This window comes from Photorhabdus akhurstii (genome assembly GCF_018448925.1).
GTDB lineage: Bacteria > Pseudomonadota > Gammaproteobacteria > Enterobacterales > Enterobacteriaceae > Photorhabdus > Photorhabdus akhurstii.
In genome coordinates this window covers 315,381-334,383 of record NZ_RCWE01000002.1, presented here as the reverse complement: position 1 = coordinate 334,383, position 19,003 = coordinate 315,381, and the positions used below count along the sequence as shown (strand labels likewise).

At 42.9% G+C, this 19,003-nt stretch carries 16 protein-coding genes; 1 reads left to right on the top strand and 15 read right to left on the bottom strand.

Features of this window, described 5'->3' with window-relative positions; translation table 11 throughout:
• Positions 1-4 precede the first annotated feature (4 nt).
• The 10 genes from EAE93_RS04085 to EAE93_RS04040 all read right to left on the bottom strand — a co-directional run bounded on the left by EAE93_RS04085 (position 5) and on the right by EAE93_RS04040 (position 11,136).
• On the bottom strand, positions 5-4,054 hold the full coding sequence (locus tag EAE93_RS04085) for a hypothetical protein (RefSeq protein WP_214039132.1): 4,050 nt from the start codon (positions 4,052-4,054) through the stop codon (positions 5-7).
• Positions 4,055-4,137: 83 nt separating this feature from the next.
• Positions 4,138-4,554 (bottom strand): hypothetical protein, encoded by a 417-nt coding sequence (locus EAE93_RS04080; RefSeq protein WP_214039131.1) that lies wholly within the window; start codon positions 4,552-4,554, stop codon positions 4,138-4,140.
• Complete coding sequence (locus tag EAE93_RS04075) at positions 4,551-4,973, bottom strand: GPW/gp25 family protein (RefSeq protein ID WP_110087334.1); 423 nt, start codon at positions 4,971-4,973, stop codon at positions 4,551-4,553. The genes EAE93_RS04080 and EAE93_RS04075 overlap by 4 nt, the downstream gene beginning before the upstream one ends.
• A gap of 12 nt (positions 4,974-4,985) precedes the next feature.
• The gene (locus EAE93_RS04070; protein WP_110087333.1) at positions 4,986-6,587 is read right to left on the bottom strand and encodes a phage baseplate assembly protein V; all 1,602 of its coding nucleotides are present in this window, start codon (positions 6,585-6,587) and stop codon (positions 4,986-4,988) included.
• On the bottom strand, positions 6,584-7,267 hold the full coding sequence (locus EAE93_RS04065; protein WP_110087332.1) for a CIS tube protein: 684 nt from the start codon (positions 7,265-7,267) through the stop codon (positions 6,584-6,586). Before EAE93_RS04065 ends, EAE93_RS04070 begins: the two co-directional genes overlap by 4 nt.
• Complete coding sequence (locus tag EAE93_RS04060; RefSeq protein WP_036805831.1) at positions 7,254-7,433, bottom strand: DUF5908 family protein; 180 nt, start codon at positions 7,431-7,433, stop codon at positions 7,254-7,256. Before EAE93_RS04060 ends, EAE93_RS04065 begins: the two co-directional genes overlap by 14 nt.
• On the bottom strand, positions 7,430-7,888 hold the full coding sequence (locus EAE93_RS04055; protein WP_036805834.1) for a phage tail protein: 459 nt from the start codon (positions 7,886-7,888) through the stop codon (positions 7,430-7,432). Before EAE93_RS04055 ends, EAE93_RS04060 begins: the two co-directional genes overlap by 4 nt.
• 18 nt (positions 7,889-7,906) lie before the next feature.
• Entirely contained in the window at positions 7,907-9,088 is a 1,182-nt protein-coding gene (locus tag EAE93_RS04050) for a phage tail sheath family protein (RefSeq protein ID WP_214039130.1), read from the bottom strand.
• A 54-nt stretch (positions 9,089-9,142) separates the two neighbouring features.
• Entirely contained in the window at positions 9,143-10,432 is a 1,290-nt protein-coding gene (locus EAE93_RS04045) for a phage tail sheath family protein (protein WP_110087329.1), read from the bottom strand.
• Positions 10,433-10,686: 254 nt separating this feature from the next.
• Positions 10,687-11,136, bottom strand: a complete 450-nt coding sequence (locus EAE93_RS04040; RefSeq protein WP_036805841.1) for a phage tail protein — start codon at positions 11,134-11,136, stop codon at positions 10,687-10,689.
• A gap of 638 nt (positions 11,137-11,774) precedes the next feature.
• On the opposite strand from EAE93_RS04040, the gene EAE93_RS04035 reads away from it, so the two are divergent.
• Positions 11,775-13,760, top strand: coding sequence for an alkyl/aryl-sulfatase (locus EAE93_RS04035; RefSeq protein WP_214039129.1), 1,986 nt, complete (start codon positions 11,775-11,777; stop codon positions 13,758-13,760).
• A gap of 94 nt (positions 13,761-13,854) precedes the next feature.
• Here the strand turns inward: EAE93_RS04035 and EAE93_RS04030 are convergent, their stop codons facing one another.
• The 5 genes from EAE93_RS04030 to rsxD all read right to left on the bottom strand — a co-directional run bounded on the left by EAE93_RS04030 (position 13,855) and on the right by rsxD (position 18,991).
• Positions 13,855-15,798 carry an exoribonuclease II gene (locus tag EAE93_RS04030; RefSeq protein ID WP_214039128.1) on the bottom strand — a complete coding sequence of 648 codons (1,944 nt, stop codon included), beginning with the start codon at positions 15,796-15,798 and terminating at the stop codon, positions 13,855-13,857.
• A gap of 139 nt (positions 15,799-15,937) precedes the next feature.
• Entirely contained in the window at positions 15,938-16,576 is a 639-nt protein-coding gene (gene nth, locus EAE93_RS04025; RefSeq protein WP_036776177.1) for an endonuclease III, read from the bottom strand.
• Between the two features lies 1 nt (position 16,577).
• Positions 16,578-17,276, bottom strand: coding sequence for an electron transport complex subunit E (locus EAE93_RS04020; protein WP_040148703.1), 699 nt, complete (start codon positions 17,274-17,276; stop codon positions 16,578-16,580).
• Positions 17,273-17,902 carry an electron transport complex subunit RsxG gene (gene rsxG / locus EAE93_RS04015; RefSeq protein ID WP_040148705.1) on the bottom strand — a complete coding sequence of 210 codons (630 nt, stop codon included), beginning with the start codon at positions 17,900-17,902 and terminating at the stop codon, positions 17,273-17,275. Before rsxG ends, EAE93_RS04020 begins: the two co-directional genes overlap by 4 nt.
• A gap of 9 nt (positions 17,903-17,911) precedes the next feature.
• Positions 17,912-18,991 carry an electron transport complex subunit RsxD gene (rsxD, locus tag EAE93_RS04010; protein WP_214039127.1) on the bottom strand — a complete coding sequence of 360 codons (1,080 nt, stop codon included), beginning with the start codon at positions 18,989-18,991 and terminating at the stop codon, positions 17,912-17,914.
• Positions 18,992-19,003 lie beyond the last annotated feature (12 nt).

The window sequence follows — 19,003 nt, the reverse complement described above, 5'->3', positions numbered from 1 at the left end:
ATTATTACCAGACTAAAATCAATACTTCATCATCGTCGGCTTCTATACTTTTACCTACGGTATCTGTGGGTGGATTGCCTTTTTGCAAAGTCAAGCTAGTGACCCGTTCAACATAAGGTGATTGTTGAATCGTGGCTAATAACTGGTAATAGTCAATGCGATTACCTGGTGTTACGCCAATAGCAATATTTTCTCCCCACGGCATGTAGATTCGACTCAGTTCCTGTTGTAATTGATGGCGGCCATAATCGGGATTAACTCCTGAAGCAAATACCAATTCATAGCTAATCGGGACATCAACGTATGTGGGATTATTAATTTCAATGGTTGTCCAGGGGCTACTTAATTGATCTAACCATTCGACCATTTCAGTTAATCGAGCTTGGTTCAATTCTGGACGAAGTGAATCATCATTATCTTTGTAACGATTATTAGGGATGACGATTAATTGGCGCTTTTCTGGCGCTGGTATTTTGGTTAATTCATTGGTAGAAGGGTATTTGACATCAAATATACTGACAAACCGCTCTTTTAGTAAGGTGACAACATCGCTCCAATTTAATGCTCGATTACGATGGGACAGCCGAGCGGGAATCCGTTTCAAAAAGGTTTGTCCGTCTTCTTTCGGACGACCATTCCAAGATGTCCAAGGTTGAGCCACTTCACTGATTGCAACAGATGAGTTCACTGGCTGTTTAATGCTATTAACGGCTAATCCGCTGATAAAGTGATCTTGTTCTACTGTTACTGTGTTGATTAACGTGGCTGTTGTGGCGTTATATAACAATCCTTTAATTCTTGGGTAATCTGGAGGGACTATCTTTATCTGCTTTTTCTCCTGTTCTATCTGCGCTTTTAGCCAGTATCTCCCCTTTGGCATTTGAGATGCTTGGTTTGAAGCGTCCTGTGGTAATAGGATACTTTGATCTTCTGATTCAAATAGATTATATGTTTGGTGGTAAGTTGATCTATTTAATAATTCCCAGGTATTTCTTTGACTCAGATAAAACCAAGACAAAGATAGATTTTTCAGGCCCTTTAGCTGCCAATATAGAGAAAAAGTTTGCCCTGGTGATATATCGGTAAAACCTAAATAGAATGTATCGTGGGTTAATGGTGTTATATCTTTTCCGGCTTCGTCCTTGCCAAAAGGTGTGAGGGGATAAACGGAAAATTGTCGACGGAAAGCTGTAGCACTGAATTCCACCTGTAATTTACTGAGTTCTGGGGTATAGGGCTTATTTTTACCTGTAGAACTTTTCTCGTATTGGGTGTGCATAAAGTCTTGCTCAACTAGTTTTATTTTTATACTAGTTGATTGATCGCTGTTTGAATATAAGTAATGCTTGTCAGGTAAGGTAAAAGTCAGGCTTTTTCCTTGTGGTGCATTTTCGCCATCAAATAATGACAGAATTTCATCAAGTTTTTTCTCTCCTCTGTAGGGAGTGACAAGATAGCCTTCCACTTTAAATACATTGTTATTGGTAGGTTTATTAGCATATCCTTTATACCACGATGAAAAGTTCTCTGTAGGTAAGTTGACCCATTGAGGAGTAATAGTGAATGTTGTGTTTGATACATATTCAGAGTTAATCCATTCAGGGGGAACTACCTTCGGACTAAAACTGGAGTCCAGTGATGGCGATTGGCCAAAAGGGAAATGAGAGATTTTTGCTTTTGAATTGTCGGAAGCAGAGAGCACGATGTTGCTGTTAATACATATTTTATAAATCCAGGGTAAAGTGAAACCCTCAGTAGTTGTCAATTTTAACAATGGCGTATCGAACGTCATATTATCCAGAGCATTAGGGGGGCTGATGGGATCATTGTTATCATCGTCTGGTAATTGCAACTTAATACTATTAATGTCACTGAGATATTCGACTGACAGTGTTAACCAGTGATTCCCTGAACTTATTTTAGCAGCTATATTCTCAGAATTACCTTCCCATTTACTTCCCAAAATTAATGTAATGTTGAGCCCTTTTTTTAGGAATGTGAATAAAGGCCAAGTAATTAGGTAGCCGGATAGAATCGGGATATCATTAGATGTTGGACTAAAAATCTGGATACCATTTGTTGGTAATTTCATGTTATTTGAAAGGCGAAGAGGTGTTGCAGATTTCCAGCCATCGTTATCTTTCCGATGCCAATATAGGTCAGTCAGTATTGCTTGATTCGTCTGTAAAATTTGTGCCTTCACCCAGTATTGCCCCTTCGGCATTTGGGATGCTTGGTTTGAAGCATCCTGTGGTAATAAGGTACGCCAAGTTCCTCGATCAAATAGATTGCGGGTTTGGTCGTGTACCAAATTATCCAATGCACTCCAGGTATTTTCTTGGTTTAGATAAGACCAGGATAAAGGTAGTTTTTTAATACCTTCTAATTGCCAGTACAGGGATAAAGTTTGTCCTGGTAGTACATCGGTAAAACCTAAATAAAATGTGTCGCTGATTAATGATGGCGTTTCTGCGTTTGCTTTGTCCCAGCCAAAAGGGGTGAGAGGATAAACAGAATATTGCCCAGTTTTGACTTCTGCTCTGAATTCAATTTTCAATGAACTGACCTGAGGAGTATAGGGTAATGCTTTATTTTGGGGCGTTTCATTGTACTGAGAATGCATAAAATCCTGTTCAGCTAATTCTACACGAATAAAAGCTGGCCAGTCGTTTGGAGATTGGCTATCTGCAATAAGACAATTCATTACTGGTAAAGGAAAACTCAGGCTTTTTCCTTGTGGTTTATCCGTTCCATAAAATAATGGTTGAGTCTCAATTTCTTTTTGAGTATTAATCTCTTTTAGTTTGTTTTTTCCCTGAGGCGTAACTAAATATCCCTGTACTTTAAATGCACTATTATCGGGTTGAGAGTTATATGCTTTATACCACGTTTTAAAATTCTCTTCGGGCAATCCCACCCATTGGGGAGTAATCGTGAGTGTTGCGTTTTCAAAGCCGTACCATTCAGGAGCAATCAGATTAAAACCGGAATTTAGTGACGGTGATTGCCCAAAGGGAAAACTAGTCGTACCTACGTTTTCAACACCTCTATCAGAGGAATAACGTACATTACTGTTGCCGTTAGTGCTAATTTCAATACCCATAATCTTGGGTAACATCGCTCCTTGAGTGGTGCCTAGTTTTAATACGGGGACATTAAACTCCATATTATCTAAGGAATCAGGGGGGCTGATGGGTTCATCGTTAGCTGATAAGCTTAAGATGAGTTTAAGATTGGCCTCTGCTTTTTTTACTAACAGTGAAAGCCAATGTTTTCCAGAACTGATCTGAGCAGTAATGTTGTTAGGATTACCCATCCACTCATTTGCTAGAGTTACCTCAATATTACGCACTCCTTTCGACATAGCAAATAAAGAAGAGGTAATCAGATAACCAGATAAGATTGGAGCATCGTTGGGGGTTGGGCTAAAAAGCTTAATACCGTTTTCAGGTAATTTAATATTATCTGAGTCGCTTAATAGTATCGCCGATTTCCAACTATCGTTATCTTTCCGATACCAACGCAGGTCGCTTAATTTTCCTTGGTTCGCCAGTAGATCAGCATCTGATGCATATTGTAATGGGTTTCCAGTGTTATCCTGCCCGGCGTCAAACAGGGTTCCTTTAGGGATAAGATATTCTGCCTTATCTGTATTTAAGGTAATGCCTAAAGCAACGCTATCCGCTTGTGCATTTCTCGGTTTCAATCCTAATAATTCCCGATAATAAAGATCACGATGTCGTACCGGGAAGGTATTAAATAAAACTTTGGTTGTTTCTAAGAGTTTTAAAAAAGCCAATACAAAAGCTTGATGTGCCGGTAAATTTCCATCTGCTTTATTAATTTTTTGGTAAATATCTGCTAATTTCTCAGGATTATTTTCCTGAATAAAATAGAAGCTATCCCAGAATTTTTCTTTCTCTTGACCGAAAGGTATTTCCTTAGAGTATTCTTGTAGCCAGTTTAAAATATCCAGCGTATTTCTTTCATCAAGTTTAAATTCTGTCTCTGGTACGATAGCGGCAAGTTTATTTTTTAATTCGGTGAGTCCCATATTATACCACCTGTTATTTGAATATATTGATGATAGCTTTGCGTAATAGGATCGTTATTTAATAATGGATTTTTAGAGGTTATTTATCCGGCATTAGCGATATATTGACCGGCAATAAAACGGCCTTTTCCCATACTGGGTGTTGTTATATCCGGTACGCCTGACGGATTAATCGCCGGTTGTGTCGGAGTAAAACGGGCGGTAAATTGCTGCCCGACAACAATTACCGTGGCATTACTGCGGCAAAAGTTGACTTGTTGGCTGGCATCCAATTGCGCAATGGTGACTATACCCATGCCGAGTGTTGGGTGGCTGGGGGTAATATATTGCGCCTGGAGCTGTACCTTTTTTTCATCACCTACAATGGCAATCTTTTTACCTTGAATTTGGGCGTGCCCGCTGCCTCTGATAATTGCCGGTCCCAAAATGGTGACTTGCCGGTTGCCGAATAAGGGTTCGAATAACAGACTATCTCCATCGATGATCAATTGCTTACTCATAGGCTCACCTTTGCCCGACCTTCGTTGACTTCAAGAATACCTTCAAGCTGTTGACTAATTTCACTGCCTCTTAGGGCATAGGTCACTTGAATATGTAAGGTATTCGGTGAATCTGTTTTCTGAGTTACCTGAATATCGGTGATTTCAGCACGAGGTTCATAGCGCAGAACTCGCTCTTCAATACGGGTTTGAATCTCCGACAACAATTCATCACTGATATTTTCAAACATATAATCATTCAGACCGCAGCCATAATCTTCACGCATAATCCGTTCACCGGGTTCAGTTAAAAAAAGGATTTTTATACTTTGGCGAACATTTTCGGCGCCTTCGGCCATTGCTACGCCAGTCTTAAGAGAAAACTGGGGCGGAAATTTCCAGCCGCGCCCATAAATATCGGCTAATATTGGGTTTGTCATTTCAATACCTCATTACTGTGTTAAGTTAATTTTCGAGCCTTTAATATCAACGCCGGATTTTCCTATAGCTGACAGAGATTTTTCCGCTTGTATGTTAATTTCCTGAGCTTGAGTGATGAGATTTTTAGTTGAATTGAGCGTAATATCTTTATCCTGTTGCAGAGAGACTTTATTTTCTCCGCTATTAAGTGCCACGGTGTTTTCTTTGTTATCGAATATTAATGCCTGTTGTTTATCTCCTTGTTTGATCACTAAGGTTTTCACCGGATTTTTTTCACTGGGTTCTACCGGCGATTTATTTTTAGGATTATGCATGGAGCCTAATATCACCGGGAAACGAGGGTCACATTCAAAGAAGCCGATAATCACCTCGTCCCCCGGTTCTGGATAAAAGCAGAACCCACTTTCATGACTGGCATAAGGTTTACCTAAACGTGCAAAGAGTACACCTTGGGTTAGGTTTAATGCCGGTATTCTGACGGGAATACGGCCTAGCGATTGGCTGTCTTGCTGATATTTTTCCACGATACCGATGTGTAACTCTTTTACCTGCGGCACCGGAGGGTCTACATCCGGCAACATGCCTAAGGTTAATCGGGTGCGCCAACCTTGCCGCTGGTTAATTATCTGATTTACTCCGGTGATAATCCCTTGACCATCCATTCCCTGACCAAAGCCGTTTAACGCCAGAACATTCCCCGGTTGGTAATGATGATTACCTTCGATTTCAAAGCTACCGGATATATTATGACTGCGTAAGTTATCCATAATGCCTTGAGCAAGATGTTTGGCTTGTTCGTTATTCAATGGATAGCTGTAAGCCAATTGCCACTCTTTATCAGCTAGCGCATCGATACTGTCCACGGCCAGCTTGTTACTGCCAAGCTTGCTGTTTTGGGTATTGATTGCCTGAGAAAGCTTTTGTTGAGTCACATCCCAGGCACGTATACTCACGGTTTTGGGGTTGTGTTGGTTATTCCACTGGAGATCCGCTTCAAATAGCACAATGTTTTGATCGCTGGCATGCCGATGAAGGGTATGCACAGTTGACTTATTCAGTGCCTTAGGTGTTATCAAGGTAACTGATTCATTACCGGGCAATAACCAGGTGTTAGTCGCAGTCAATCGGCTTTTTAGGAATGCCCAGTCATTGCAACGAAATTGCACCATTTGTTCATGAACGGTTTTGAGTTGCGGCGCCTGTTTGATCGTCGTTTGGATGCCATTCTGATTAAAGAGTTTTTTGATAATCGCCTCATCACTCTGTTTATTAAATAGCTGTGAGTGAAAGCTATGGGTTAATTTTTGCAGGTGATGTTTTGCTGTCAGGGTAATGATGCTGTCTTGACCTTTAAGACCCAGTGTTTGCCGCACGATAACGCCCTTAAATAACACGGTTTTTTGCATCTGCACGATAACTTCATGATTCGGGCGACAGCTTGTCAATTCAGCCTGCGTCTTGGCGTCAAAAATATGGCTGGCATCACCGGCGATACCCAGAGTGATGTTGGCCGAAGGGATGCCGTTGATGTGATGGTGGGTTGTCAGGCTGATTACGGTAAATTGGTTGAGTGTCTTACCACCTATCTTGATGATTACTGTGGGTATTTTCATGTATCCCTCCGTGCTTGTAAGGTTTGCCCGGGGGTAAAGTCATCAAGATTATCCAGATCGTTCTGCCAGGCCAGAGAGAGATAATCGATACCGCCTGCCAGAGAAGCGCCGGCGCCTAAAGCAATCAAGGGTAAGGAGAGCATGTCTGTGACGCTAACCGCAGTGACCGGTGGCGATTTTAATTGCCGCTCAGTGTCCTGAATCACTAAGCTTTCATCTGCCACTAAAGATAAGGTCGCACTGGCCCGTAAAGGGGTGGCGTCCCGGTCAAACAGGGTGTAGTTGATGGCAAGGCCACTGGCCCGGCAGGCAAAATAACCTTTATTTTCCCAGCGCATTTTTCCCCATTTGATTTTAAGGAAGTGGGGTACTTTGGTGCTGGCATCAACCGCACACAGTGATTTTAGGGTCGCAAGCTGAGTTTCTATTGGCGTGCTATTGCCGGGCATCGATGCATCAAATAGCAGGACTAAGGATAATCCGGCAGGTTGGGATAATACATAGCGGCTGCTTTGGCTGGCACGATTGACACTTTCATCCTGTTGGTAGCGGGTTTGGTAATCAAGTTGGATCGTATCGGGGTTGTACATGGCTTGTAAGCTACCCACGGAAATTTTGCCTTCCCGATCTTTGAAGGCTGTTAAGGTGAGTCTGGATAAACCGCGTTCAATTAAACTCATAACCACCTCCTGTTTCACGTAATGCCTCTAATACCTCCCGTTTCACCATTTCAATCAAACGGGCGTTATCCAGCTTTTCTTGAGCTAATGTTCGTGAGCCAAGTTGATCATTCGTCGGATCGGTGACTTTAGCCTGAATAATCAGTTCTTTAATTTCTACAGTCATGCTTTTACTCCTAACCAGCGCATATCCTGATAACGTAGTTCTAGTGAGCTCACCAACACGGTGTTGCTATTAGCATCAAAGTCGCTGGTGGACCAACGAACCGGTAGCGCGTTACTGACGGTCCAGCTTGCTACAGGTAACGTGTTTTCGTTCAGCAGCATGATGACGACATCGGCATACACCGCTTTCTCACCGCGCAGCACGCGATCAAATATTAAGGTGAGTGGGGTGATGGTCATGACTCCACGTTCCAATACCAGACTGCCATGTTGGATCTTTTCGGTTAGCCAGACATTTCTGGCGTTTTCTCCACCTTGGCTGTATTGAGTGGTTTGCAGTTCTCGACTCAGGCCCGATATGCGCTGAAAGGCGATATCAAGTGGACTGGGAATGTTGTTAAACAGAAAACTGGCGATAAAACGGTGTGATACTGACGGGGTGTATAAGTTGTACATGTTTTTCCCCTGTTGAGATTAACTAGGTACGGTATTGTTACGGATATCAAATGTCAGACTCAGCTCAATAAATTCCGCCGGAATTAACAGGGCCAGCCTGATTTTCATGATCATTTTTCCGGCCAGGATATCGGCTTCACTCATTGATTCATTAACACCCAGTAACACCTCAAATGCTTGATCTTCCTGAGTGCCGCGCAATCCACCTTTTAACCATAACTGACGTAACCAGTTGTGGGCCTGACCTTTAAATTTCATCCAGGTGATGGCGTTATTGGGTTCAAAGACGAAGGCTCGGCCAAGTTGGGTCATGTGGGTTTCGATATAGGAAACCAGTCGGCGAATTTGGATATAGCGCCAAGGGGAACCCGGCGTGTTGTCCAGTGTGCGGCATCCCCAGATTTTAATGCCTTTGCCGGGGAAACTGCGAACCAGATTCAACGAAGTGCCTTCTTGATTAAGGTTAAGGAGGGCGCCTGCTTCAATGTAAGAGCGTACCGGGCTGATCACCTTGGTTAAAGCGACATTGGCAGGGGCTGTCCATACGCCTTTTTGGTTGTCATTGCGTTGTATAACAGCGGCGACCGCAGCGGTAGGTGAAAGTACGATATGTTTATCTTTCTCCTGGTAGGTGCTTATCAGCCTTGGCCAGTATACGGCGCCCCATTGTCGATCACTTGAAGAAAAATCATCCAGACAATTAGCAGCTAATGTTGGATCGTCAGGAGCATCCAGTAATCCCATGATGCCGCGTCGGCTTTTGCAAAGTTCAAGTATTGATTGCCAAGATTGTAGCCAAAGGTCTTTTGGGGTGTTGGTATCACTAAAACGAGCAATATCAGGTGCGACAATCAGCGTGATTTCGTTCTCTGCGGAAATAGCTTGTTTAACCCAGTCCTGTTTTAGGGTGGTGATCAATAATTGAAAATCATTTAGCGATTTATCATGACCCAATGACAATGCATAGGCTTGCTGACCACCGTTTTCAAAAAAATGGCGTACTGAATAATAGGTTAATCCTGATTCACCAAAATGTTGGGTAAAGTCAGTCAGGCTGTTTAGTTTAATAGCGGTTTTATTGCTTGAGCTTGTTTCGGTATAACCAATAAAAACGGGGACACCGATAAATTCATTGTTTGGTGGCAGAGATATACGGCTTTCCGTTATCGTGACGCCCGGTTGTTTTGTCTCTGTTGTCATTATCATCTCCTCAATGACTGAATGGACGCGGTGTTAAACCGCGCCTCAGTACGGTTACTGTGCTACATGTTGTGAGAATTGAAGGATAATAAATTCAGCCGGACGAACCGCTGCCATACCGACTTTGACAATCATTTTGCCTTGTTTGATATCGTCATCGGTCATGGTGATATCTTTACCAATCTGGACAAAGTAGGCTTCTTGCGGTTTATTTCCCGCGAGTGCCCCTTGTTGCCAAAGTTGATAGAGGTAGTTGTCAATAGCTGTTTGTACCCGCTTCCAAGTTGGCTGGCTGTTAGGTTCAAAGACGGCAAATCGCATTGCCCGCTTGATGTCTCGTTCCGCCGCATTAAATAAACGTCGTACCGGGATGTAACGCCAGTTGTCCGTTTGGTCTAATGTACGTGCTCCCCAAATCAACGTGCCTTTGCCGGTAAAGTGACGGATAGCGTTAATACCGGCTTCATTCATGGTGCCTTGCTTATCATTTGTGATCGGCTCAGATGGTTTGGCATTATTCAATGCCACATTAGCGGGTGCTTTCCAGACACCACGACTGGCATCGGTTGCCGCATAGGCCCCCGCAACGGCGGCACTAGGGGGTAAGGTAATTTTAGTGGCTTTCAATATGTCGTCGACGGCTTTTTTAGCTTTATCATACTCCGCTGTTGATTTTGATTTCAGTTCTGCCAGCTTAGTCAAGCTTTCATAACCACTCAGAGCAATATCAGCATCTGCCGGACGGCTATAAGTAAAAGAGGTTTCTAAATTAGGGTAATAGACAGCGGTTTTATCCTTTTGGGTATCTGGCTTATTTGTTCCATCTTCGCTATCAGCAATTAGGAAATAACCTACTTTATCCTTTAATAGAGAATTTACGGCGTTATAAACGTTCTGTTTTAACGTTGTATTCGTTTCAGGACAGACCAGTAAGGTAATCTCCTGTTGTTTTTCAATCAGGTCTGGCAGCGTTGCTAACTCTTCTCCTTCTTCCACCGGCAACAGATAACAGACTCCACCACCATTATTAAAATAGTGTTGTACAGCAAAGGCACTGAGAGGAATGGTTGTGGCTGTGACAGTGGCGGCATAGGTATAGGTTTTTGGGGAATTCTCACTGTTACTTGTAGCCATCACTGATATGGCCGGTGAAAGTGAAAACTGAGAAGTAAAATCCAACCAACTAGTAATTCTAATACAGCTCCCTTTTGCTGGCTGATTGCCGTTTTTTTTAAAAAATTTACCAATAAAAACAGGAATAGCAGTTGGGCTGGTATTAACCGATAGAGATAGCGAGGCGTCTTCTTCAATATAAACGCCGGGATAAGTTGTTAATGTTGGCATATATTGCCTCCAATTATTGGGCGATATTTTATACCCGTCATCTTTCAAGTTGCTTCTTTGTTGGCTGCACTCACTCACCCCGGTCACATAGTTATCTATGCTCCCGGGGATTCGCTCCCTTGCCGCCGCGATGCATCTTGAAATCTATAGGGTATATGTGAACTGTAGGATGGTGAATTTAGTTGGACGGGTGGCAGTTATGCCAATTTTGAGCATCATTTTGTCCCGTCTGATATATCAGTCATCGTGATACTTTAAGCAGCCTGAATGGTTACTCGGTCTGCGGTAAGTTTTATTTCTTGAACGGCGATATCATTGCTGGTGGCATCAAAAGAGGGGGAAGTTAATGAAGTTGGGAATGCATTTGCTACGCTCCAACTCATTAAAATTTCGGTACCGGCTTCATTGGTCAGGCTAATTGAAACGTCTTTTTTCTCAACTTGATTAAGCTGAATGGAATTAAGCCAGTCAAAAAGTTTGGTATCGCCAGGGAATACCCCTTTACGCAGCGTAATATTGATTAATTGACGTTGGCCCGGCATTTTATAGTAATTACCAATGCCATCTTTGTACTCGATGACATCATAAGTAATATCTAGTCCCGAAACGCTGTTGAAAGGGATTTGTTCATCACCAACGGAGACAACAAATCGATAAGTTGGTATTGGATAGTCAACAGCAATTTGTTCTGTTGTTATGGTCATAGTTATTTCCTTTATTTTTCATGTGTATTACATGTTAAGCGCGATTATCGCTTTGTTTTGATTAGCACTGAACTATAGACAATAGCTACCGCACTAACCTGGTTTTTCTCGGTTACTCTTTATATAGAAACGTTACTCGGTGAATTTGAGATCATATGGATGATCACATTGGATTATAGTCAATCGATGTTAATTTCAAATATCAATTGTTAATATTTAAAATTATCAATCAATAAAATTATTTCCATATAAATTATTTTGTAATCACATGGTTATATTTTCCTATAAAAGGATGAATAAATGGTGTGTTATAAATTTTGATATGTAAAAGATGCTAAGTTTCGGCAAAGAGATTTATTAACAGAAGGTTACGTATAATTCTTTTTTCAGGTCTAATATGTCAGGTTATTTGATTTTAATAATGAAGAAGGGAAATTAATGTTGTTATTTATAGTTTTCCTATAATAACAACTATTTTTTGTTATGATTCTTATAGAGATAACCTGGATTTGTTTCCTTTACTTATTTTCATATTCCTATCTATTATTAACAGGCTATGATTCATATCGTTTGGATTTTATGGATAAAGTTATTTTTGGTTTTAAACCTGATTAATCTGTCTAAAGGAATATTATCTTATGAATTACAAATGTTTATTAACCATTTCAACCGCAGTATCGTTTGCCATTCTTAGTCCTTCATCATTTAGTCACGATAAACTTTCCCTTCCTGCTACGGAAATTACTAAACAAATTAATGCCGAAATGGCATCAACTTTGCCATTCAATGATAAATCTGATTTTGATGATGCGAAACGAGGTCTTATCGCCAGGCCGGATTCTCTGATTATTCGTGATGATAAAGGTAAAGTTATATTAGATCTCGATAGTTACCGTAAATTTATTACTGATAAAACACCTGCGCCAGACACGGTTAACCCTAGTTTGTGGCGTAATGCGCAACTGAATATGGAATATGGGCTCTATAAAGTGAGCGATCATATTTATCAAGTACGTGGTTATGACTTGGCTAATATTACTTTTGTTGCAGGAAATACCGGATGGATTGTTTTAGATCCGGCGACATCCACGGAAGCAGCAAAGGCAGCCTACGATCTGGTCAGTAAACACTTGGGTAAAAGGCCGGTAGTGAGTGTGATTTACAGCCATTCTCACGTTGATCATTACGGTGGTGTGCGCGGTATTGTCAACGAGGATGATGTTAAAGCCGGAAAAGTGCAAGTTATTGCGCCAGAAGGTTTTATGGAACAGGCTGCTAGCGAGAAGGTGATCGCCGGTAATGCTATGAGCCGTCGGGCTGTTTATATGTTTGGTACTGTATTGCCGCGTACTCCCCAGGGGCATGTGGGGTCGGGTTTGAGTTTGGCATCGGTGGCTGGAACGGTAACGTTGATCCCACCAACGCGTACTATCAAACTTACGGGCGAAAAAATGACGGTTGATGGTGTGGATATGGTATTTCAGGTAACACCTGGCACGGAAGCTCCCGCTGAGATGAATACCTGGTTTCCGCAGTGGAAAGCGATGTGGATGGCGGAAAATACGACGAATACCATGCATAATATTTTGTCGTTGCGGGGTGTCCAAGTACGCGATGCTTTAGCTTGGTCGAAATATATTGATCAAGTCATTGAATTATATGGGGATCAGGTAGAGGTAAAATTTCAGAGCCACCAATGGCCGATGTGGGGTAAAGAGCGTGTGGTGGATTATTTCAAAAAGCAACGCGATTTATACAAATATATTCACGACCAAACAGTGAATCTGATGAATAAAGGTTACACGGGTGAAGAAATTTCTGAGATGCTCAGATTGCCATCAGAGCTTGCACATTATTTTCCCAACCGTGGCTATCATGGCGCACTGAGTCATAACGTTCGTGCGGTTTATCAGTTCTATATGGGGTGGTACAGTGGAAATCCTTCTGATTTGAATAATCTGCCGCCGAAACCTGCTGCGATTAAATATGTGGAATATATGGGAGGGGAAGATGCGTTGATCAAACGTGCGCAGGCTGATTTTGATAAAGGAGAATACCGTTGGGTAGCGCAAGTAATTAAGCATGTTGTTTTTGCTAACCCCGATAGTATGGCAGGGAAGGCATTGCTGGCTAAAACCTATGAGCAATTAGGTTATCAATCTGAATCAAATTCCTGGCGTTCGAGTTATTTGCAAGGCGCATCGGAACTGCGTCATGGTGTGCCAAAATCTGGCGGTCTGAGTACTAGCAGCCCGGATACGATTCGTGCCATATCACCGGAGATGTTATTTGATTATCTGGCCGTGCGGTTGAATGGACCTAAAGCTGCTAGTAAGAAATTGGTGATGAACATTAATCTTACCGATCTCAATAAGCGCTATACACTGACCGTGGAAAATGGGGTACTGAATTATACGGGTAAACAAGTGGCGCAGGCCGATGTCACATTGACGTTAACCAAAGCTATTCTGGATAAAATTCACTTGGGTAAAGAAGAATTTGATAATGAGGTGAAAAAACGGAATGTGAAAATTAAGGGAGAGCGCGCTAAGTTTAATGAGTTCCTTGGTATGCTGGATAATTTTCCATTCTGGTTCAATATAGTGACACCCCGCGCCGAATAAAATGTGATGTAATTCTTCCCTTTGATTGTGGATTTTTAATAACAAACTACAGCTTAATCGCTGTAGTTTGGCGCAGAAAGTGTTGTGAGAAAAATCAGACCGCAGGGCGGGCGACAATATTACGCGTTTCCATTCTGACTTCCTCAATACGAACATCAATAATGTCGTTCAATTGGTAAGCGGTTTCACCTTTGATAATCACTGTGCCGGTCTCTTGGCTACATTGCAGTTCATCACGCACCGCATGCAGGAATGGCGCCGGTATAAAGGCTACGGCGCCGTTATCGACCAAGCGAACACGTAAACCGCCACGGGTAATATCAATGATTTCCGCAGTAAAGCGTTGCTCTGTTCCTGCATGGGAGTGCAGGAAGCGTGCGTATAGCCAATCTCCTACATCACGTTCGGCCATACGATTCAATCTGCGACGTTCGGCCAGTTGCAAACAGGTTTCTTCTGAGGGTTGTTCCACATCCGTTTTTTGAATAATCGCTTTTAGTAAGCGATGGTTAATCATATCGCTGTATTTACGGATCGGTGATGTCCAGGTGGCGTAAGCCTCAAAACCGAGACCAAAATGAGGACCGGGTTCAGGTTTAATTTCTGCGAAAGTCTGGAAACGACGAATGCGACTATCAAGGAATTGTGTTGGTTGTTTATCCAATTCACGGCGTAATTTGCAGAAGCCGTTTAAGGTCAACAACTCTTCTGTATTGGCATCGATGCCATTTTCTTGCAGTAATTCAACCACTTGTTCAATTTGCAGCGGCTCAAAACCCATATGGACATTGTAAATACCAAAACCTAATTTATCGCGCAGGATTTTTGCGGCGCACAGGTTAGAAGTGATCATCGCTTCTTCAACAATACGGTTGGCTGTACGGCGTTGTTCTACCACGATATCCAGTACATAACCATTATCGTCAAGGATGAAGCGGTAGTCAGGACGATCTTTGAAAATAAGCGCGTTTTGGTGGCGCCATTGGTTACGGCGATCACTCATTTCTTTCAGGAGAGTGATTTGAGTTCCAATTGCCTCAGAAGAAGGTTTCCAGGTTCCTGTTTCTTCCAGCCAGTCGGAAACTTCGTCGTAAACCAGTTTAGCTTTTGATTCAACCCAGGTAGAGAAAAACGCAATATCATCACCCAGTTGACCATTTTCCAGAATGGAAACTTGACAAACCAATGCCGGGCGGCGGGCGTTAGGGCGCAGAGAGCATAAATTTTCTGACAGGTCGCGCGGCAGCATAGGAATGTTAAAACCCGGCAGGTAGTTAGTGAAAGCACGTTGATGGGCGATTTGATCCAGTTCGCTGTTAGCCGCGATATAAGCGGTTGGATCAGCGATGGCGATACTGAGTTTCAGGCTGCCATCATCTTGCTTAACGATATGCAAAGCATCGTCCATGTCTTCCGTGGTTGCACTGTCGATAGTGACAAAATCCAGTGACGTTAAGTCAATGCGCTCAAGATCGCCATCGTTCATCTGGCAATCGGCAGTCATGGTGGGAGCATCACGTTCCAGATTATGGCGAGTTAGTGTTACCCACCAAGGGGCGTAGTGATCGCTACTCTCAGTAATATAGCCGGTAATTTCCGCATGAAACCCACGGCTGCCTTTCAGTGGGTGATGGCGCATTTCAGCGACGGCCCAATCACCATGCTGAAATGGATGTGTGACCTGATTGGCTGGCCGACAAGGGATAGCATCTTTTAACAGTGGGTGATCAGGAACGATCCATAAACGGTTATCGTTTTCTTTTTTCTGGATACGGCCAACGAAGCGATTTAGAAATGGTTCGACCAATGTTTCTGGTTCGGCGATCTCTCTTTCTTTATCAGTATGAATAGCGGCAGTTACTCGATCGCCATGCATAACTTTTTTCATGTGTGGGGGGGGAATGAAATAGCTTTTTTGCCCATCGACTTCTAAGAATCCGAATCCTTTTTCGGTACCTTTGACCAAACCTTCTACTCGAAGTGTTTGGGAATGAAGTTGCTGTTTTAGCTGTGCAAGCAGCGGGTTGTTTTGAAACATAATATCCGCGGAGAAAGTTAGAGGGTTATTATCAGATAGTTTTTGGAATAACAGTTTTACGCGAATTGGCGGTGTCGAGCAAGCAACATCTGCAAAATAGCGCAAGACAGTATGGAAATTGCAATGAAAATTACAATAGTTACTCAGGGTAAATTTTTTCTTTAAATTCACATAGATCTTCAATAATACAGGAGCCACAACGAGGTTTACGAGCTATGCAGGTATAACGACCGTGTAAAATAAGCCAATGATGACAATCAACTTTAAATTCGGCCGGAACGACTTGCAGTAATTTATTTTCGACTTCATCGACATTTTTACCGGGCGCGAATTGAGTACGGTTACAAACGCGGAAAATATGGGTATCGACCGCAATAGTCGGCCAGCCGAAAGCGGTGTTTAACACCACATTGGCCGTTTTGCGGCCAACACCCGGCAATGCTTCCAATGCGGCGCGATCTTCGGGAACTTCGCCAGCATGTTTTTCTAGCAATATTCGGCAGGTTTTAATTGTGTTTTCCGCTTTGGTGTTATAAAGACCGATTGTTTTTATATACTCTTTCAACCCATCAACACCCAGATTCAGAATTGCCTGGGGCGTATTTGCCACTGGATAGAGTTTCGCCGTGGCTTTATTAACACTCACATCTGTCGCTTGCGCTGAAAGCAATACTGAAATAAGTAACTCAAATGGTGTTGTGAAAACTAATTCAGTTGTTGGCTTTGGATTGTTATCCCGTAAGCGCGTTAAAATTTCGATACGTTTCTGTTTGTTCATATCAAATAGAACTCTCCGATCCTTGCGACATTGTTATTGTACTGCTTTTTTCTTTTATTGCTCTGGTTTTCATTTTTTCGTCAATAAGATATTTGGCTGCCAGCATTAACCCCAAACCGATAAAAGCGCCAGGAGGTAAGATCGCTAACAGGAAAGGGGAATCCATATGAACGATTTCTATTCGTAATACCTTAGCCCAATTACCCAAAAGTAAATCAGCGCCATCAAATAGGGTTCCATTGCCGAGAATTTCTCTAATAGCACCGAGAACAAACAGTGCACAAGTTGCTCCTAATCCCATTGCTAAGCCATCAATAGCAGAAGGCACGATTGGATTTTTCGCCGCATAGGCTTCAGCACGACCGATAACAATGCAGTTAGTCACAATCAGCGGAATAAAAATCCCTAGTGATTCATACAGGCCAAAAGCGTAAGCGTTAATCAACATTTGGACGGTACTAACAACCGAAGCGATGATCATAACATAAATTGGAATACGGATCTCGTTGGGTACCCAACGGCGCAAGCTGGAAACCGCAATGTTGGTACAGACTAGAACCAGTGTCGTTGCCAGCCCTAAACCAAGCGCGTTGGTTGCAGTGGAAGAGACGGCTAACAGTGGGCACAATCCTAGCAGTTGTACTAAAGCGGAGTTATTTTTCCATAGCCCTTGGATAAATAAGTTTTTGGTTTCGTTCATGATTTTTCTCCACAGGATTCTAGAGAAGAGAGATGTTCAGGTATGGTCTGTAAATAAAGCGCAGTCCGCTTGACTGAGTTTACCACGGCGCGTGGGGTAATAGTGGCGCCGGTAAATTGATCAAACTCACCGCCATCTTTTTTTACCGCCCAGTGCCGGTCATGATTGTATGTGATGGTTTTCCCTGAGAAGACATTAATCCAGTCTGAAATCCGGGTTTCAATTTTATCCCCTAGTCCTGGGGTTTCATGATGTTCTGTAACCCGTACACCAAGCACTTTTCCTGAGAAATCAGCTCCGACCAGTAATTGAATAGCGCCGGAATAGCCATCCGGTGCCGTACTTTCTAGCGCTGCCGCCACGGGTTGACCGTTTTTACGCGCCAAATAGAGACGATGAGGCAAGTTATTGCCCAGAGCATCAGCATTGACTAGATAGCATTCGTTTTGTATGTCGTTGTCGTACAGAGCCGGCGGAATAACCTGATCAAGCAGCGATTTGTGCTGTAGTGCGGCCTGTTCTGCAATAGTACTTTTGGTGAGTGAATTCACGATAGCTGTCAACCCGGTGGTAATTGCGGCAAAAATGGCTAACGTGATGCCGTGACGTCGCATGGTTTCTAACATAACGGCTCCTTATTTATGCCCGTAAACGCGGGGTTGGGTGTAATGGTCAATGAGTGGCACGGTGATATTCGCCAGTAAAACCGCAAATGCTATCGCATCAGGATAACCACCATAAACACGGATAACCCAAACTAACAGGCCAATCATGGCGCCAAACACCAAACGACCTTTGGGGGTCGTAGAAGCACTGACGGGATCGGTTGCAATAAAGAATGCGCCTAGCATGGTGGCACCGGAAAACAGTTGTAATAATGGCGGCGAATAACGGGATGGATCAATCAGCCAGCTTGTAAGTGCACATAAGCCTAATACCAGGATAAATGCCACAGGAATTTGCCAGGTTATCACTTTTCTGTTCAGTAGAATCAGCCCACCAATAAGATAGGCAATATTGACCCATTGCCAGCCGATACCCGCCAGAGATCCTTGTAATATAGGTTGGCGAAGAACGTCATCAATATTGTGGGTCAATAAACCGGTTTTGAAGCTATCCAGCGGTGTGGCCTGGCTAATCCCATCGAAACCTTGTTGCAACTGCTGTAATGTTGTTCCATCGGGGGTATGGCCGGTGAAGATCACCATCAGGCAGTCTAGCGGTGTAATTTGTGTTGCCAGTAAATCCATAGGAGGCAACCAACTGGTCATTTGCACTGGGAATGATATTAGCAGCACGACATAACCGACCATTGCCGGGTTGAATGGATTTTGACCAAGACCGCCATAGAGGTGTTTGGCAATAATCACAGCAAAGACAGTTCCTAATACAATCAGCCACCAAGGGGCCAGCGGAGGAAGGCTGATCCCTAAAAGTAAACCGGTCAGTAATGCAGAATTATCCTGCAAACGAGGCATAACTGCCTGTTTACGCAAAGACAGGGCAAATGATTCCGCAAGCAGAGCGGTAATCACCGCAAGTAGGATCTGGAACAAGGTACCGTAACTAAAGAAGTAAGTTTGTACCGCGATACCGGGTATCGCTGCCAGCACAACCCACAGCATAATACGGCTGGTATTTTGCTGGTTGTGTGTAAAAGGCGAACTTGCGACTTTTAGTTTTTTATTGTCAGTTTGAACGGGTCTGAATTTCATTTATAACAATCA

What these genes read in the sequence shown, in the direction of transcription:
- rsxG (WP_040148705.1), bottom strand. Translation starts at nt 17,902, where the DNA reads ATGTTAGAAACCATGCGACGTCACGGCATCACGTTAGCCATTTTTGCC.
- EAE93_RS04060 (WP_036805831.1), bottom strand. Translation starts at nt 7,433, where the DNA reads ATGACTGTAGAAATTAAAGAACTGATTATTCAGGCTAAAGTCACCGAT.
- EAE93_RS04045 (WP_110087329.1), bottom strand. Translation starts at nt 10,432, where the DNA reads ATGCCAACATTAACAACTTATCCCGGCGTTTATATTGAAGAAGACGCC.
- EAE93_RS04020 (WP_040148703.1), bottom strand. Translation starts at nt 17,276, where the DNA reads ATGAACGAAACCAAAAACTTATTTATCCAAGGGCTATGGAAAAATAAC.
- EAE93_RS04030 (WP_214039128.1), bottom strand. Translation starts at nt 15,798, where the DNA reads ATGTTTCAAAACAACCCGCTGCTTGCACAGCTAAAACAGCAACTTCAT.
- EAE93_RS04070 (WP_110087333.1), bottom strand. Translation starts at nt 6,587, where the DNA reads ATGAAAATACCCACAGTAATCATCAAGATAGGTGGTAAGACACTCAAC.
- EAE93_RS04040 (WP_036805841.1), bottom strand. Translation starts at nt 11,136, where the DNA reads ATGACCATAACAACAGAACAAATTGCTGTTGACTATCCAATACCAACT.
- nth (WP_036776177.1), bottom strand. Translation starts at nt 16,576, where the DNA reads ATGAACAAACAGAAACGTATCGAAATTTTAACGCGCTTACGGGATAAC.
- EAE93_RS04085 (WP_214039132.1), bottom strand. Translation starts at nt 4,054, where the DNA reads ATGGGACTCACCGAATTAAAAAATAAACTTGCCGCTATCGTACCAGAG.
- EAE93_RS04055 (WP_036805834.1), bottom strand. Translation starts at nt 7,888, where the DNA reads ATGTACAACTTATACACCCCGTCAGTATCACACCGTTTTATCGCCAGT.
- EAE93_RS04080 (WP_214039131.1), bottom strand. Translation starts at nt 4,554, where the DNA reads ATGAGTAAGCAATTGATCATCGATGGAGATAGTCTGTTATTCGAACCC.
- EAE93_RS04050 (WP_214039130.1), bottom strand. Translation starts at nt 9,088, where the DNA reads ATGACAACAGAGACAAAACAACCGGGCGTCACGATAACGGAAAGCCGT.
- EAE93_RS04035 (WP_214039129.1), top strand. Translation starts at nt 11,775, where the DNA reads ATGAATTACAAATGTTTATTAACCATTTCAACCGCAGTATCGTTTGCC.
- EAE93_RS04075 (WP_110087334.1), bottom strand. Translation starts at nt 4,973, where the DNA reads ATGACAAACCCAATATTAGCCGATATTTATGGGCGCGGCTGGAAATTT.
- EAE93_RS04065 (WP_110087332.1), bottom strand. Translation starts at nt 7,267, where the DNA reads ATGAGTTTAATTGAACGCGGTTTATCCAGACTCACCTTAACAGCCTTC.
- rsxD (WP_214039127.1), bottom strand. Translation starts at nt 18,991, where the DNA reads ATGAAATTCAGACCCGTTCAAACTGACAATAAAAAACTAAAAGTCGCA.